The organism is Kutzneria sp. CA-103260 (assembly GCF_018263855.1).
Classification (GTDB): domain Bacteria; phylum Actinomycetota; class Actinomycetes; order Mycobacteriales; family Pseudonocardiaceae; genus Kutzneria.
Genome location: NZ_CP073318.1, coordinates 10,030,343 through 10,046,444 on the forward strand (window position 1 = coordinate 10,030,343; position 16,102 = coordinate 10,046,444).

At 69.0% G+C, this 16,102-nt stretch carries 12 protein-coding genes; 4 read left to right on the top strand and 8 right to left on the bottom strand.

Annotated features, from left to right (window positions below; translation table 11 throughout):
* Positions 1-60: 60 nt before the first annotated feature.
* Both murA and JJ691_RS44985 read left to right on the top strand, forming a co-directional pair.
* Positions 61-1,323, top strand: a complete 1,263-nt coding sequence (gene murA, locus JJ691_RS44980; RefSeq protein ID WP_211765501.1) for a UDP-N-acetylglucosamine 1-carboxyvinyltransferase — start codon at positions 61-63, stop codon at positions 1,321-1,323.
* Positions 1,324-1,422: 99 nt separating this feature from the next.
* Entirely contained in the window at positions 1,423-3,414 is a 1,992-nt protein-coding gene (locus JJ691_RS44985) for a protein meaA (RefSeq protein WP_211765502.1), read from the top strand.
* Positions 3,415-3,489: 75 nt separating this feature from the next.
* On the opposite strand, the gene JJ691_RS44990 is transcribed toward JJ691_RS44985, so the two are convergent.
* The 6 genes from JJ691_RS44990 to JJ691_RS45015 all read right to left on the bottom strand — a co-directional run bounded on the left by JJ691_RS44990 (position 3,490) and on the right by JJ691_RS45015 (position 10,705).
* Positions 3,490-4,314 (bottom strand): alpha/beta fold hydrolase, encoded by an 825-nt coding sequence (locus JJ691_RS44990; RefSeq protein ID WP_211765503.1) that lies wholly within the window; start codon positions 4,312-4,314, stop codon positions 3,490-3,492.
* Between the two features lie 368 nt (positions 4,315-4,682).
* Positions 4,683-5,708 (bottom strand): ABC transporter ATP-binding protein, encoded by a 1,026-nt coding sequence (locus JJ691_RS44995; protein ID WP_211765504.1) that lies wholly within the window; start codon positions 5,706-5,708, stop codon positions 4,683-4,685.
* A 4-nt stretch (positions 5,709-5,712) separates the two neighbouring features.
* Positions 5,713-6,759, bottom strand: a complete 1,047-nt coding sequence (locus JJ691_RS45000) for an ABC transporter ATP-binding protein (RefSeq protein WP_211765505.1) — start codon at positions 6,757-6,759, stop codon at positions 5,713-5,715.
* A 37-nt stretch (positions 6,760-6,796) separates the two neighbouring features.
* Positions 6,797-7,807 (bottom strand): ABC transporter permease, encoded by a 1,011-nt coding sequence (locus tag JJ691_RS45005; RefSeq protein WP_211765506.1) that lies wholly within the window; start codon positions 7,805-7,807, stop codon positions 6,797-6,799.
* Positions 7,808-7,885: 78 nt separating this feature from the next.
* On the bottom strand, positions 7,886-9,643 hold the full coding sequence (locus tag JJ691_RS45010) for an ABC transporter substrate-binding protein (protein WP_211765507.1): 1,758 nt from the start codon (positions 9,641-9,643) through the stop codon (positions 7,886-7,888).
* Between the two features lie 63 nt (positions 9,644-9,706).
* Entirely contained in the window at positions 9,707-10,705 is a 999-nt protein-coding gene (locus JJ691_RS45015) for an ABC transporter permease (RefSeq protein ID WP_211765508.1), read from the bottom strand.
* Between the two features lie 402 nt (positions 10,706-11,107).
* On the opposite strand from JJ691_RS45015, the gene JJ691_RS45020 reads away from it, so the two are divergent.
* Both JJ691_RS45020 and JJ691_RS45025 read left to right on the top strand, forming a co-directional pair.
* Positions 11,108-11,881, top strand: a complete 774-nt coding sequence (locus JJ691_RS45020) for an enoyl-CoA hydratase-related protein (RefSeq protein WP_211765509.1) — start codon at positions 11,108-11,110, stop codon at positions 11,879-11,881.
* 310 nt (positions 11,882-12,191) lie between these two features.
* Positions 12,192-14,519 carry a discoidin domain-containing protein gene (locus tag JJ691_RS45025; protein ID WP_211765510.1) on the top strand — a complete coding sequence of 776 codons (2,328 nt, stop codon included), beginning with the start codon at positions 12,192-12,194 and terminating at the stop codon, positions 14,517-14,519.
* A 45-nt stretch (positions 14,520-14,564) separates the two neighbouring features.
* Here JJ691_RS45025 and JJ691_RS45030 read toward each other — a convergent pair whose 3' ends face one another.
* Entirely contained in the window at positions 14,565-15,212 is a 648-nt protein-coding gene (locus JJ691_RS45030) for a class I SAM-dependent methyltransferase (RefSeq protein WP_211765511.1), read from the bottom strand.
* A 10-nt stretch (positions 15,213-15,222) separates the two neighbouring features.
* On the bottom strand, positions 15,223-16,101 hold the full coding sequence (locus JJ691_RS45035) for a LysR family transcriptional regulator (RefSeq protein WP_211765512.1): 879 nt from the start codon (positions 16,099-16,101) through the stop codon (positions 15,223-15,225).
* Position 16,102: the final 1 nt, after the last annotated feature.

The following is a 16,102-nucleotide window of genomic DNA, read 5'->3' on the forward strand; positions in this document are numbered from 1 at the left end:
TTCCCGTTTCCGTACGATGGTCGACGGCTCCGGCCGGGTCGAAACGCTAGGAGATACAGGTTGAGCGAGCACTTCAGGGTCGAGGGCGGGGCACGGCTGGTCGGCACGGTGGACGTGGTCGGCGCCAAGAACAGCGTGCTCAAGCTGATGGCGGCGGCCCTGCTGGCCGAGGGCACCACCACGCTCACCAACTGCCCGGAGATCCTCGACGTGCCGCTGATGGCGGATGTGTTGCGGGACTTGGGCTGTGCGGTCGAGGTGGACGGCGCGACGGTCACCATCACCACGCCGGCCGAGCTCAACCACGAGGCGACCTCGCCGTCAGTGGGCAAGCTGCGGGCCTCGGTCTGCGTGCTGGGCCCGCTGGTCGGCCGCTGCAAGCGGGCCGTGGTGGCGCTGCCCGGCGGCGACGCGATCGGCCAGCGCCCGCTGGACATGCACCAGAGCGGCCTGCGCCAGCTCGGCGCGTCCAGCACCATCGAGCACGGCAACGTGGTGGCCGAGGCCGACGAGCTGCGGGGCGCGCAGATCTGGCTGGACTTCCCGAGCATGGGCGCCACCGAGAATATCCTGATGGCCGCGGTGCTGGCCAGCGGCACCACGGTGATCGACAACGCCGCGCGTGAGCCGGAGATCTCCGACCTGTGCACGATGCTCACGCAGATGGGCGCGAAGATCGAGGGCGCCGGCACCTCCACCCTGACCGTGCACGGCGTCGACCGGCTGGAGCCGACCGAGCACCGGGTCATCGGCGACCGCATCGTGGGCGCCACCTGGGGCTTCGCCGCCGCGATCACCCGTGGCGACATCACCGTCCGCGGTGTCGACCCGCACCACCTGGACCTGGTGCTGGAGAAGCTGCGCATGGCCGGGGCCGACGTCTCGCTGGTCGAGGACGGCTTCCGGGTGGTGATGGACGAGCGGCCCAAGGCGGTCGACTTCGTCACCCTGCCCTACCCGGGCTTCGCCACCGACCTGCAGCCGTTCGCCATCGCCATGGCCGCGGTGGCCGACGGCACGTCGATGATCACCGAGAACCTGTTCGAGTCCCGGTTCCGCTTCATCGAGGAGATGGTGCGGATGGGGGCCGACGCCCGCACCGACGGCCATCACGCCGTGGTGCGCGGCCTGGAGCGGCTGTCCGCGGCCCCGGTGTGGGCCTCCGACATCCGCGCCGGCGTCGGCCTGGTGCTCGGCGGGCTGTGCGCCGACGGGGTGACCGATGTCTGGGATGTTTTCCACATCGACCGCGGCTACCCGCAGTTCGTGGAGAACATGCAGCGCCTCGGGGCGAACATCCAGCGGGTGGCTGAGCAGGCGTAACAGTCATCTAAACCGATCGTGTGAGCAATTCCACCAGGTAGATCAAGGTTACTGGCCAGTACGCTGACCGGACACGACGCCGTGACCGGAGGTGGCCCAGTGCCGTACCCGACCGACCGCGAACGCGATCGCCCGTGGGTGATGCGCACCTACGCCGGCCATTCGTCGGCGGCCGCGTCCAACGCCCTGTACCGGCGCAACCTGGCCAAGGGCCAGACCGGCCTGTCGGTGGCTTTCGACCTGCCGACCCAGACCGGCTACGACTCCGACCACGAGCTGGCCCGCGGCGAGGTCGGCAAGGTCGGCGTGCCCATCGCGCACATCGGCGACATGCGGCAGCTGTTCGACCAGATCCCGCTGGCCGACGCCAACACGTCGATGACCATCAACGCCACCGCGATGTGGCTGCTGGCGCTGTACGTGAGCGTGGCCCGCGAGGACGGCGCCGACGTCGCGAAGCTGGCCGGCACCACCCAGAACGACATCATCAAGGAGTACCTGTCCCGCGGCACCTACGTGTTCCCGCCCGGGCCGAGCCTGCGGCTGATCACCGACATGGTCGCCTGGACCGTGGCCAACGTGCCGAAGTGGAACCCGATCAACGTCTGCTCGTACCACCTGCAGGAGGCCGGGGCCACGCCGGTGCAGGAGATCGCCTACGCGATGTGCACGGCGATCGCCGTGCTGGACGCGGTGCGCGACTCCGGGCAGGTGCCGCCCGAGCGCATGGGCGACGTGGTGGCCCGCATCTCCTTCTTCGTCAACGCCGGTGTGCGGTTCGTCGAGGAGATGTGCAAGATGCGGGCCTTCGCCGTGCTGTGGGACGAGGTGACCCGCGACCGGTACGGCATCGCCGACCCGAAGCAGCGCCGGTTCCGCTACGGCGTGCAGGTCAACTCGCTGGGCCTGACTGAGGCGCAGCCGGAGAACAACGTGCAGCGCATCGTGCTGGAGATGCTGGCGGTGTCGCTGTCGCGCAACGCGCGGGCTCGCGCGATCCAGCTGCCGGCGTGGAACGAGGCGCTGGGCCTGCCCCGGCCGTGGGACCAGCAGTGGGCGCTGCGCATGCAGCAGGTGCTGGCCTACGAGACCGATCTGCTGGAGTACGAGGACATCTTCGACGGCTCGCACGTGGTGCAGGCCAAGGTGGACGAACTGCTGGCTGGGGCCCGCGAGGAGATCGACCGGGTGCAGGCCATGGGCGGCGCGGTGGCCGCCGTGGAGACCGGCTACATGAAGTCCTCGCTGGTGAGCTCGCTGGCCGAGCGCCGGCGGCGGCTGGAGGCCGGCGAGGACGTGATCGTCGGCGTGAACAGGTTCGACACCAGCGAGCCGTCGCCGTTGCAGGCCGAGGGGGCCAAGGCCATTGAGACCATCGACCCGGCGGTGGAGAAGCAGGCCGTCGAGGCGCTGGCGCGCTGGCGGGAGTCGCGGGACAACGCCGCGGCCGAGGCGTCGCTGATCGCGCTGCGGGACGCCGCCAAGACCGACGAGAACCTGATGGAGGCCAGCCTGGCCTGCGCCCGGGCCGGCGTGACGACCGGGGAGTGGGCCGCCGCGCTGCGTGAGGCCTTCGGCGAGTACCGGGCCCCGACCGGGGTTTCCGCCGCCGCCACGGTCGGTGAGGCCGGCTCGGCGATCGCCGCCGTGCGGGAACGGGTGCAGCAGACCGGCCGGCAGATCGGCGAGCGGCTGCGCATTCTGGTCGGCAAGCCCGGCCTCGACGGCCACTCCAACGGGGCCGAGCAGATCGCCGTGCGGGCCCGTGACGTCGGCTTCGAGGTTGTGTACCAAGGGATTCGGCTGACGCCGGCACAGATCGTGGCCGCCGCCGTGCAGGAGGACGTGCACATCGTCGGCCTGTCCGTGCTGTCCGGCTCGCACCTGGAGGTCGTGCCGGCGGTGGTGCAGGGCCTGCGGGCCGCCGGAGCCGGTGACGTGCCGGTGATCGTCGGCGGCATCATCCCGCCGGAGGACGCCGCCGCGCTGGCCGAACGCGGCGTGGCCCGGGTGTTCACGCCCAAGGACTACGAGCTGACCCAGATCATGGACGAGATCGTCAACGTCATCCGCGAAGCCCACGCCCTCTGAACGTTGTGAAAGGACCATTCCTGACGTTGAACGTCAGGAATGGTCCTTTCCAAGCATCAGAGGCTTGACAGGTCGTCAGCGGACGGTGGCGGTGGCGGCGGCGATGATCTGGGCGGTGACGGCCTGGGGGTGCGAGACCAGGACGGCGTGCGAGGCGCCCTTGATCTCGACGGTGTGGGCGTGGGCCCGCTGCGCCATGAACTCCTGGGCCTGCACCGGGATGTTCTTGTCGGCGGTCGGGATGATCGACCAGGACGGGATGGTGTGCCAGGCCGGCTCGCCCAAGGCCTCGGTCAGCGCCGCCTGGGCGACCGGCCGCTGGGTGGCGGCCATCAGCTTGGCCTGGGCCAGCGGGACGTCGGCGGCGAACTGCTTCGGGAACAGGTCCTGCTTCACGTACAGGTCGGTGTTGCCGTCGGGCAGGGCCACTGTCTGCAGGGTGTCGCCGAGCGTGCTGCCCGGGAACTTGTTGGTCAGCCCCAGCGCGCTCTCGCCCTTCTCGGGGAGGAACGCGGCCACGTAGACCAGGGCCTTCACGTTGGGCTCGTTCAGGGCGGCGGTGCTGATGACCTGGCCGCCGTAGGAGTGGCCGACCAGGATGACCGGGCCCTTGACGCTCTCGACCAGGGCCCGGATGGACGCTGCGTCGGAGGCGACGCCGCGCAGCGGGTTGGCTGCCGCGATCACCGGGTAGCCGCGGCGTTCCAGGTCGGTGATCTCCCCGTTCCAGCTGGAGGCGTCGGCGAAGGCGCCGTGCACCAGGACCACGGTGGGCTTGGGGCCGTGGTTGTCGGGCGTCGCCGGCGTGGCCGAGGAGGACGGGGCCAGGGACAGCGCCGCCGTCGTGGCCAGGACGGCGCCGACGGCCAGGGTGCGGGCGATGGTGGCCTTGATGCGCATCTCGGTGGCTCCTTCGTGGGTCGGGCTCGATGAGAAGAACAGTAGGCGATTACATCGTGCACAATCAAGTTTGAGACGCTGTGACCACGGTTACCTTGGGGTGTTCTCTTGGCCGTGCGGGCCATGATATGCGCAGGTCAGATCGGGTATGAGGCGGTGGAGGGGATCGTGCCGCCGATGCCCGCAGCCCGTCCGAACGGGCAACCTCGACCCGGCAAACCCCCGCGAGTCCCGCTCTGGGGCAAGCGAAATACGGGTTTCGGCCCGGCTTGAAACTCGTGTTTCACGTGCCTGAGAGCGGGACTCGCGGGGGTGGACACGAAAGAACCCCCGCGAGCGCGTCTCGCGGGGGTTCTTTCGTGCCGTGGCTACTCGGCCGCGGCGGTGGCCTTCTCGGAGCTCGCCGGGACGTTCTCCGGGAAGTGGCAGGCCACCTGCTGGCCCGGGGCCAGCTCCACCAGCGGCGGCTCCACCGTCTTGCACTTGTCCTGGGCCTTCCAGCACCGGGTGTGGAACCGGCAGGCCGGCGGCGGGTTGATCGGACTGGGCACGTCGCCGACCAGCCGGATGCGCTCCCGCTTGCCCTTGTTGTCGGGGTCCGGCGTCGGCACGGCCGACAGCAGGGCCACCGTGTACGGGTGCATCGGCCGCTCGTACAGCGAGGTCCGGTCGGCGATCTCCATGATCTTGCCGAGGTACATCACCGCGACCCGGTCCGACACGTGCCGCACCACCGACAGGTCGTGCGCGATCATCACGTAGGTCAGGTCCAGCTCGCCCTGCAGGTCCTCCAGCAGGTTGATCACCTGGGCCTGGATCGACACGTCCAGCGCGGACACCGGCTCGTCGGCCACGATCAGCTTGGGCTTGAGCGCCAGCGTCCGGGCGATGCCGATGCGCTGGCGCTGGCCGCCGGAGAACTCGTGCGGGTACCGGTTGTAGTGCTCGGGGTTGAGCCCGACCAGCTCCAGCAGCTCCTGCACGGCCTTCTTCACGCCCTGCGGTGTCGCCACCTTCTGCAGCTTGAACGGGGCCCCGATGATGGTGCCCACGTTGTGCCGCGGGTTCAGCGACGAGTACGGGTCCTGGAAGATCATCTGCACGTCGCGGCGCAGCGGCCGCATCGCCGAGTTGGACAGGTGCGTGATGTCCCGTCCCTCGAAGACGATCTTGCCGTCGGTCGGCTCGAGCAGCCGGGTCAACAGCCGGCCGGTGGTGGTCTTGCCGCAGCCGGACTCGCCGACCAGGGACAGGGTCTCGCCGGTCCGCACCGAGAACTCGAGTCCGTCGACGGCCTTGACCGCGCCGACCTGCCGGCGCAGCAGTCCCCGGCGGATCGGGAAGTGCTTGCGCAGCCCCGAAACCGTCAACAGACTGTCCACAGTGGTCTCCATCTTCCTAGAGTTTCGGCTGGATCTCGTTGGTCCAGATCCGCAGCCGCTGGTCGACGCCGAGATGGCAGGCCACCCGGTGGCCGCCGCCGACGTCCTCCAGCTCGGGCACCACCGAGGTGGTGGCGTCGCCGGCCAGGTCCTTGTACGCGCAGCGCGGGTGGAACGCGCACCCGCTGGGCACGTTGATCAGGCTGGGCGGCGTGCCCTTGATCGGCAGCAGCCGCTCGGAGCGGTCCCGGTCCAGCCGCGGCATCGAGGACAGCAGTCCCCAGGTGTAGGGGTGCTGCGGCGTGTGGAACACCTCGCGCGCGCTGCCCTGCTCCACCGACCGCCCCGCGTACATCACCATGATGTCGTCGGCCAGCTCGGCCACCACGCCCAGGTCGTGGGTGATGATGATGACCGCGGAGCCGAACTCCTGCTGCAGGTCCTTGATCAGGTCCAGGATCTGGGCCTGCACGGTGACGTCCAGCGCGGTGGTCGGCTCGTCGGCGATCAGCAGCTCCGGGTCGCAGCACAGCGCCATCGCGATCATGGCCCGCTGCCGCATGCCGCCGGAGAACTGGTGCGGGTAGTCGTCCACCCGCGAGTTCGGCTGCGGGATGCCCACCCGGTCCAGCATCTCGATGGCGTGCTTGCGGGCCACCTGCTTGGTCACCTTGTGGTGGATCCGGTAGGCCTCGATGATCTGCTGCCCGACCGTGTAGAACGGGTGCATCGCCGACAGCGGATCCTGGAAGATCATCGCCATCTTCTTGCCCCGCAACGACCGCACGTGGTCGTCGTCGGCGGTCAGCAGCTCCTCGCCGTCCAGCCAGATCTCACCGGACATCTTCGCCTTGGCGTAGCGCTGCAGTCCCATCAGGGCCATGCTGCTCACGCTCTTGCCGGAGCCGGACTCGCCGACGATGCCCAGCGTCTTGCCGCGCTCCAGCTTGAACGACAGCCCGTCCACCGACTTCACGACGCCGTCGTCGGTGTTGAAGTGCACCCGGAGGTCGTTGACCTCAAGGAAGCTCCGCTGCTGGGGCGGTTCCCATTGCTCGGTCATGATTCCGCCTCCGCGGAGAGAAGTACGTCGGCGGTCACTAGATACGCACCCTCGGATCGATGACCACGTACAGCACGTCCACCACCAGGTTGGCCACGATGACGAAGGTGGCGGCCAGCAGGGTCACGCCCAGCACCTTCGGCAGGTCGTTCTGGGTGATCGCCTGCAGCGCGTACTGGCCCAGGCCGTTGAGCGAGTAGGTCTTCTCGGTCAGGATCGAGCTGCCCAGCAGGATGCCGATGTCCAGGCCGAAGATGGTGGTGATCGGGGTCAGCGCGGCCCGCAGGCCGTGCCGGACCACCACCGTGCTCTCCGGCAGGCCCTTGGCCCGCGCGGTCCGGATGAAGTCCTCGCCCATCGTCTCCAGCATGCCGGCCCGGGTCAGCCGGGCGTACGCGGCGGCGTTGAGGAAGGCCAGCGTCAGCCAGGGCAGCGCCAGGTCGTAGGCCCACAGCGCCGGGTTCTCGGTGAACTCGGTGTAGCTGCCGCCCGGCGGGAACCAGCCCAGGGTGTAGCTGAAGATGTTCAGCGCCAGCAGACCGGTGAAGAAGATCGGCAGCGACACGCCGGCCAGCGCGATGCCCATCGCCGTCCGGTCGAACACGCTGCCCTTGCGCAGCGCGGAGATCACGCCGGCGGAGACACCGAAGGCCAGCCACACGATCGCGCCGCCGACGGCCAGCGACAGGGTCACCGGGAAGCGGTCGAGCAGGTCCGGCAGCACCGGCTGCTGCTGCAGGAACGAGTAGCCAAGGCACGGCGCCGGGCAGTGCACCGTGGTCGGACCGGTGTTGTAGTCGGTGCCGACGAAGATGCCCGACAGGAACCGGCCGTACTGCACGTAGAGCGGGTCGGTGAAGCCGAGCTTGACCGCCATCGCGTGGATCTGCGTCACGTCGGCGGTCTTGCCGACGTAGCGGGACGCGAGGTCGTCCGCGGTCGCGCCGCCGATGCGCGGCAGCAGGAAGAAGATCAGGAAGACCGCGATGCTGACGATGAACAGCATCACGATCGCCCCGATCAGGCGACGAATCAGATATGCGAACACCGGGACGGCTGATGGCGGCCCGGCCGCCGTCGTCGGACGACGGCGGCCGGGCGCCTTACGCCTTCACCTACCTTCCGGCTACTTCTTCACGCCGAGCGCGAGGTAGTCGTACATGCCGTACGCGTCGTTGACGAACACGTTGGTCAGGTTCTTCGGGCGGTACAGCAGGGCCTTGGCGAAGATGCCCGGCAGGATGTACGCGTCCGACATGACCTTCTTGTCCACGTCCACCCACGCCTTGTTGCGGGCGTCGGTGTCGGCGGTGGTGGTCGCCTTGTCGATCAGCGCGTCCACGGCCGGGTCCTTGACCGTCAGGTTGGTGTTGCCGCCGGTGGCCCGGATGACGCGGCTGTCCACGATCTGCTTGAGGAAGCCGAAGCCGTCCGTCCAGTCGCCCTGCCAGCCGGTGAGCATGATGCCCAGGCCGTTGTTCTTGGCGTAGTCCGGCTTGCCCGCGTAGAGCTTGAAGTAGTCGCCCTGCGGGAACGGCTTGATCGTCAGCTTGATGCCGACCTTGGACAGCGACTGCTGCAGCGCCTCGGCCGCGTTCTTCTCCTTCGGACGCTCGGCCCGGTAGGAGATGTTGGTGCTGAAGCCGTTGGGCTGGCCACAGGCCTGCAGTTCCTGCTTGGCCTTGTCCACGTCGCCGGCGTTGTTGGGCGACGGGAACGGGTCGAAGTTCTCCGAGCCCTGGGTGGGCGGCGGCAGCAGGTGGGTGGCGATGTCGCCGCCGCTGGTCGGGCCGCCGTACGCGGCCTGGTAGGACGTCTTGTCCGCGGCGTACTCGACCGCGTTGCGGCAGTGGATGTTGTCCAGCGGGGCCACGTCGCCGTTGATGCCGGCGTACCAGAGCCGGTCGCTGACCGGGTTGTCCGCGTCGGCCTTCTGCTGCGGGTTGGCCAGGATCTTGCCCTGGGCCGCGGCCTGCACGCCGGTGCCGGCGATGTCCACGTCGAGGTCGCCGGCCAGCAGCCGGGAGTCGATGTCATCGGCGTTGACGTTGAGCTGGACCGTGATCTGGTCCGGCAGCGCCTTGCGGAACGGGTCGGTCTTCGGGTCCCACTGGTCGTTGCGGACCAGCGTGAAGTTCTTGCTCAGGTTGTTCTCGGCGAACTTGTACGGACCGGTGGAGACCACGTGCTTCTTGTAGTCGGCGCCGGTGTCCTTGGCCTGCTGGACCGGCATGGTCGAGGGCAGCGCGGCGAAGTAGTCGAAGCCGGAGAACGCCGTCTTCAGGTGGAAGACGATCGTCGAGTCGTCCGGCGTCTCGATGGCCTTGAGGCCCAGCTTGTCCGGCGTCGGGTCGCTGTAGGGCGTGGTGTAGCCCTGCAGGTCGAGGAAGTCGTTGAAGTACGTGGGGCCGTCGGGGAAGACGGTCTTGTCCAGCGACCGCTCGACCGCGTACTTGACGTCCTTGGAGGTGACCGTGCTGCCGTCCTCGAACTTCACGCCCGAGCGCAGCTTGTAGGTCCAGGTCTTGCCGCCGTCGCTGGACTGGCCCAGCGAGGTCGCCAGGTCCGGCACCAGCTTGGTGCCCTCCTGGCCGGGGGCGGAGGCGAAGGTGACCAGGCTGCGGCCGGTCAGGCGGGCGAAGTTCCACTCGTAGCCGTAGTACATGTCGGCCGGGTCGAGCGAGTCCCAGTCGCCGGAGTTGGCCATCCGGAGGGTGCCGCCCTTGGTGTCCGAGGGGTTGAACACCTTGCCGATGGCGGCGTTGTAGGTGGCGGTGCCGCTGCCGGAGCTGGACGAGCCGGAGCCGCCGCCGCTGCAGGCGGTCAGGCCCACGGCGAGCGCGGAGGCGGCGGCGACCGCCGCCATGATCCGCTTTCTCTTCATGATCTGGTCAACCCCTCATCTTTCTCGAACCTGCATTCCAGACTGGGTGCAGAGCTTGGTTCGTCACCGGGCACGTGGGTCGAGCGCGTCGCGCAGACCGTCGCCGAACAGGTTGAACGCCAACACGGTGATGAAGATCGCCAGACCGGGCACGAGCATGAACTCGGGGTCGATCTGGTAGTACTGCGTCGCGTCGGAGAGCATGCCGCCCCAGGTCGGGGTCGGCGGTCGGACGCCGACGCCCAGGAACGACAGCGCCGACTCGAACAGCACGTTGGTCGGGATCAGCAGCGTGGAGTACACCAGGATCGGCGCGGCCAGGTTGGGCAGCAGCTCCCGGAACAGGATGTGCGGCGCCCGCGCGCCGAGGCTGCGCGCCGCGTCCACGAACTCGCGCTCGCGCAGCGACAGCGTCTGGCCCCGGATGATGCGGCCGATGTAGGACCAGTTGAAGAAGCCGATGATGAAGATCAGCAGGGCGATGCGCAGCGCGTCGCCGGACAGGCCGAACGCGTTGTCCGGCACCACGCCGGCCAGCGCCAGCGCGAACAGCAGCAGCGGGAACGCCAGGAACACGTCCATCAGCCGGCTGATCAGCGTGTCCACCCAGCCGCCGAAGAAGCCGGCGATCACGCCCATCACGGTGCCGATGACCACCGACATCACCGTGGACAGGAACGCGATCAGCAGCGACACCCAGGAACCGGCGAAGATGCGGGCCAGCAGGTCGCGGCCGTTGACCGGCTCCACGCCGAGCGGGTGATCGGCGCTGATGCCGCCGAACGCGCCCTTCGGGATCTGCAGGTCCGGGTCGATCAGCGACTGGTTGAACGTGGTGGTGGGGATGACGCCGAACACCCGGTCCAGCACGAAGGCCACCGCCGCGGCGACGACCAGGAGCACGACCACGACGCCACCGGCCATCGCGACCTTGTCCCGCCGCAGCCGCATCCAGGCGATCTGCCGCAGCGACCGGCCCTCGATCGCCTTGCCCATCCCGGCCAGCACGGCCTCAGGCTCAGCCTGGACCGCGTCGCCCGGAACATCCATGGGCGCCGTCATCGTCTCACCCCTGCCTTCGGCGTGCGCACAACCAATTGCTCCCGTTGGGAACTCACCAGTTCCCACGAGTTCAGCAGACTCTCTTACCAAAGGCTGAGTGACGCCAGATTTCGCACGCGTCCGTGGCGCGATTGTGATTGAAATGGCGGACAGGCGGCCGCCGAGGTAGCCTGCCTGGCCTAAGCGAGCCTAACCCGTTCGGACGTACAAGCTTTGGTGCTCGGTCCAACTTGTCGACAGAGGGTGACGACCGTCGCCGCCGCGCCCGGTCCGTCCCTCAATGGTCCGATCGCACTTCTGAATTCGTCGACCAATGGCGCTCGAACGATTTTGTCGGAATGCGCTGCGCACGCGCCGGGTGACTCGCTGTGAATGTCGGTTCGGATGTGGCAGCGTGAGGACATGGCCTCCTACCAGCACATCCTGCTCGATCAGGCCGGGGCGACGGCACGGATCACCATGAACCGCCCATCCCGGCGCAATTCGCTGTCCGCCGACCATCTCGGCGAGCTGCTGGACGCCGTCCGCTCGGTGGCCGCCTCCGACGCCACCGGTCTCGTGCTGGCCGCCGCCGGCCCCGTCTTCTCCGCCGGCCACGACTTCGGCGACGTCGCCGCCCGCGACCTGCTCGGCGTCCGCGAGCTGCTGACCCTGTGCACCGAGCTGATGCGGGCCCTGCAGTCCGCCCCGCAGGTGGTCGTCGCCCGCGTGCACGGCCTGGCCACCGCCGCCGGCTGTCAGCTCGTCGCCTCCTGTGATCTGGCCGTGGCCGTCGCGTCGGCCGGCTTCGCCCTGCCCGGCGGCAACGGCGGCTGGTTCTGCCACACCCCGGCCGTGCCGGTGGCCCGAGCCGTCGGCCGCAAGCGGCTGATGGAGCTGGCCCTGACCGGCGACCCGATCGACGCTGCCACAGCCTTGGAGTGGGGGTTGGTCAACCGGGTCGTGCCTGACGATGCGTTGGATGCGGCGGTTGATGAGTTGCTGGCCCGGGCGACTCGGGGGAGTCGGGCCAGCAAGGCGCTGGGGAAGCGGACCCTGTACGCGCAGCTCGATCGGCCGGAGGCGGACGCCTACGCGCTGGCCCTGGAAGTCATGGCGGCGGCGTCCCAGCTGCCCGACGCCCGTGAGGGCATGGCGGCGTTCCTGGAGAAGCGCCGGGCTGTCTGGTCGAGCTGAACACCTGCTGGTAGGCCCGCGAGTCCCGCTCTGGGGCAAGCGAGTTACCGGTTCGGGTGGGTGGTTCGGATGCCCGCCCATCCACGCCCCGCCTGCCATCCGCGAGGGGTGTTGCGCGCGTTCTTGCGGAGGTAGACCGTGTCCCTAGGCGGCCGGACGGTCGTCCGATGGCGCGCGTTTGCACTACTGTCGCATACTTGCGTTAACCGGTAGAAAGTTTTCAACTTTCCGATACAGATATTGCAGTTGGTCGTCTCGTCTTCTTATGGTGGCCGTCACACCGGCATCCTGAGCCGAAGTGGAGACGACGATGTCTGCGCGATCCCTGCGTCCCTTATCCCTGCGACTGGCGGCGGCCGGCCTCGGCGTCGCCACGCTCGTCGGACTCGCCCTGGCTGCCCCGCACGTCGCGCCCTCGGCGGCCGCGGCCACCGGCGGCCGGGGAGCCACGGTCCCCTTCACCGAATACGAGGCCGAGTCGGCGGCGACCAACGGCACGGTCATCGGCCCCTCCCGCGCGGCCGGCACCCTGGCCGGTGAGGCGTCCGGGCGAAAGGCCGTCACCCTGTCGGGCAACAGCCGCTATGTCGAGTTCACCCTCACCGCCGCAGCCAACGCCGTGACGCTGCACTACTCCGTGCCCGACGCGGCCGGCGGCGCGGCGTACACCACGCCCATCGCGGTCTACGTCAACGGGTCCAAGAGCCAGGACCTGAGCCTGACCAACAAGTACAGCTGGTACTACGGCGGCTACCCGTTCACCAACGACCCCGGCGCGGGCAACCAGCACCACATGTACGACGACGTGCGGACCATGTTCGGCAGCACGCTGGCCGCCGGCACCAAGGTGAAGTTCCAGCTTGACGCCGCCTCGGTCGCCGTCACGCTGGACACCGCCGACTTCGAGAACGTCGGCGCGCCGATGGCCCAGCCGGCCAACTCGCTGTCGGTCACCTCCTACGGCGCCGACCCGAGCGGCGCGGCCGACTCCGGCAGCGCCTTCGTCACGGCCATCGCCGCGGCGTCGTCACAGGGCAAGGTCCTGTACGTGCCGCAGGGCACCTACACGGTCAACCAGCACCTGACCGTCAACAACGTGACGATCCAGGGCGCCGGCCCGTGGTACTCCGTGCTGCACGGCAACCGGGTCGGCGTGTTCGGGCTCGGCGAGCCCAACAGTTGCGGCCAGGGCGGCAACTCCGGCGTCAGCAGCAACGTCAAGCTCTACGACTTCGCGATCATGGGCGAGGTCACCGAGCGCAACGACTGTGACCAGGTCAATGGCGTCGGCGGCGCGCTCGGCGGCGGCTCGGTCGTGTCCGACCTGTGGATCCAGCACGTCAAGGTCGGCCTGTGGCTGGACGGGCCGTTCGACGGACTGACGGTGTCCAACAACCGGATCCTGGACACCACCGCCGACGGCCTCAACCTGCACGACGGCATCAGCCACGTCACCGTCACCAACAACTTCCTGCGCAACCTCGGCGACGACGGGCTGGCCATGTGGTCGGAGGTCAACGCCGACCATGACAACACGTTCTCCTTCAACACCGTCGAGTTACCCATGCTGGCCAACAACATCGCCATCTACGGCGGGCACGACAACAGCGTCACCGACAACGTCGTGTCCGACACCCAGACCCAGGGCGGCGGCATCCACGTCGCCAACCGGTTCAACGCGGTGGCGGTCTCGGGCACAACCACGTTGGCACGCAACACAACCCTGCGGGCCGGCGTGCTCGACCCCAACTGGCAGTTCGGCGTCGGCGCCATCTGGTTCGACGCCCAGCAGGGGGCGCTGAACGGCACGATCAACGTCACCGACTCCAACCTGCTCGACAGCTCGTACGAGGCGATCCAGACCGTCGAGGGCTCCACGGTGAGCAACGTGCACTTCAGCAACGTCACCATCGACGGCACCGGCACCTTTGTGCTCCAGCTACAGGCCGGCGGCTCCGCCAGCTTCAGCAACGTCACCGCCGCCCACGTGGGCGCGCCCAACCCGATCTACAGCTGCCTCGGCACCGGGTTCACCATCTCCGACGGCGGCGGCAATTCCGGTTGGTACCCCTCGACTCCCTTCTGCGGCCCGTGGCCCGCGCCCGTCTACACCTACCCCGGCGGCGGCAACCCGCCGCCGACCACGACCACCACTACAACGACGACCACCACGACCACCACTACAACGACGACCACCACGACCACCACCACGCCGCCGAGCGGCAACCTCTCGTTGGGCAAGGCCATGACCGCCAGCAGCTCCACCCAGGTGTACGGGCCGGGCAACGCCAACGACAACAACACCAGCAGCTACTGGGAAAGCGCCAACAACGCCTTCCCGCAGTGGCTCCAGGTCGACCTCGGCTCCGCCACCTCCGTACGGCGCATCGTCCTCACCCTGCCACCCGCCACTGCCTGGTCCGCCCGCACGGAAACCTTGTCAGTACTGGGTTCCACCAACGGTAGCTCGTTCAGCACGGTCGTCGGTTCCGCCGGCTACCGCTTCGATCCGGCCACCGGCAACACCGTCACCATCTCCGTGCCGGCCACGAGCCAGCGCTACCTGCGGCTCAACTTCACCGGCAACGACGGCTGGCCCGCCGGCCAGGTGTCGGAGTTCCAGGTGTACGGCTCCTGAGCAGGCCGGGCCGGATTCCTGGTGGCGGCCAGGGGTCCGGCCCGGTCATCCATGTGAGCGGCCGGCGGCCTTGAGCACGTCCCAGCCGATGAACGTGAACATGCTGGAGTCCTTGAGCGGCAACGGTTCGCCGCGGTAGCGGTGCACGCCGACGCCGTAGTTGACGGCGGGGTCGGACACCCACACCCGCTCGAAGTCCCGTTCCTCGAACCAGGTGCAGACCTGGGGGAGGAGGTCGGGGGCGGTGCGGCCACGGGTCCAGATGACGGTGCCGTGGTGAGCGGTGAGCTGGCGGCAGGTGTCGACGGTGCGTTGGATGTCGTCCTCGGTGATGTTGCCGAAGACGCCGCACATCAGCACGAGGTCGGCGGGGGCGATGCCGCGGTAGTTGGCGGTGAGCGAGGCGTCGCCGGTGACGACTTCGACGTCCAGGCCGGCAGCGGCGGAGGAAGCGAAGGCGGTGTTGCGTGCGTCCAGCTCCACCAGGCGCGCCTTCACGTCACCGCGGCGGGGATGGTCGGCCAGCACCTCGATCAGGTCACGGCCCTGCCCGGCGCACACGCTCAGCGCGGTGATCGGGCCGGCGGGGGCGTCGTCCAACACGGCTCGGATCTGCGTCTGAACGGCGTGAAGACGTTGTGCCAGCGAGGAATCCGGCTGGTCGTAGTCGGAGTGCCAGTCAAGCCAGTCCATGCCGGCCAGCCTAGGGCGTGGCCAGCGCCTCCAGCGCGGCATTAATCAGCGGCTGGCGTTCGGTGCCGGCCCGGACCACGACCTCGATCTTCCGGTGCAGTCCGTCGGTCGGCAGCAGGGCGACGCCGGGCGGGGCGTTGCGAGCGGCCATGGCGGGCATCATCGTCACGCCCAGCCCCGCGGCGACCATGTCCAGCGCCACGGGAATGCTGGCGGTGAGGTGGGCCTGCTCCGGCGTGAAACCGGCGGTGCGAGCGGCGTGCACGTTCGCCTCCCGGCAACTGCCGACCGGGAACGTCACCCACGGCTGTTCCCGCAGCGCGGCCAGGCCTTCCGCCTCGACGACGTGCCGAAGCCGCTCGGGCACGCAGATCAGGAACGGGTCGTCGCACACCGGCAGGCTGACCAGCCCGGGCGGCAACTCCGTGCCCAGGTGCTGATACCGATACGCGACCACGAGATCGAGCCGCCGCTGCCGCAGCAGCGGGATCGTCTCCTCCGGCTCGGCCTCCTGGAACCGGAACCGCAGCTGCGGGTGCCGCGCCAGCAGGGTCTCGGCCATCGGCATGGCCACGGCGGGAAAGCCACTGGTGAAGCAGCCCACCGCCAACTCGCCGTCGATGGTCCCGGCCAGCTCGTTGACCTCGGCCGACGCCCGTTCCAGCGCCGCCAGCACGTCCTCGCACCGTCGCGCCAGCGCCCGCCCGGCCGAGGTCAGCCGCACGGTCCGGCCCTCGCGCAGCAGCAGCGGCTTGCCGACCTCGGCCTCCAGTGCCCGCAACTGTTGCGACACCGCGGAAGCCGTCACATGGTGCACGTCGGCGACCGCCGTCACCGTCTGGTACTCGGCCAAATCCCGGAGCAGCACCAGCCGCCGCACGTCCATCATG

Coding starts and splice junctions, on each gene's coding strand:
- JJ691_RS44990 (WP_211765503.1), bottom strand. CDS start 4,314: ATGCGCATCAAGGCCACCATCGCCCGCACCCTGGCCGTCGGCGCCGTC.
- JJ691_RS44995 (WP_211765504.1), bottom strand. CDS start 5,708: ATGGAGACCACTGTGGACAGTCTGTTGACGGTTTCGGGGCTGCGCAAG.
- JJ691_RS45000 (WP_211765505.1), bottom strand. CDS start 6,759: ATGACCGAGCAATGGGAACCGCCCCAGCAGCGGAGCTTCCTTGAGGTC.
- JJ691_RS45010 (WP_211765507.1), bottom strand. CDS start 9,643: ATGAAGAGAAAGCGGATCATGGCGGCGGTCGCCGCCGCCTCCGCGCTC.
- JJ691_RS45015 (WP_211765508.1), bottom strand. CDS start 10,705: ATGACGGCGCCCATGGATGTTCCGGGCGACGCGGTCCAGGCTGAGCCT.
- JJ691_RS45020 (WP_211765509.1), top strand. CDS start 11,108: ATGGCCTCCTACCAGCACATCCTGCTCGATCAGGCCGGGGCGACGGCA.
- JJ691_RS45025 (WP_211765510.1), top strand. CDS start 12,192: ATGTCTGCGCGATCCCTGCGTCCCTTATCCCTGCGACTGGCGGCGGCC.
- JJ691_RS45030 (WP_211765511.1), bottom strand. CDS start 15,212: ATGGACTGGCTTGACTGGCACTCCGACTACGACCAGCCGGATTCCTCG.
- JJ691_RS45035 (WP_211765512.1), bottom strand. CDS start 16,101: ATGATGGACGTGCGGCGGCTGGTGCTGCTCCGGGATTTGGCCGAGTAC.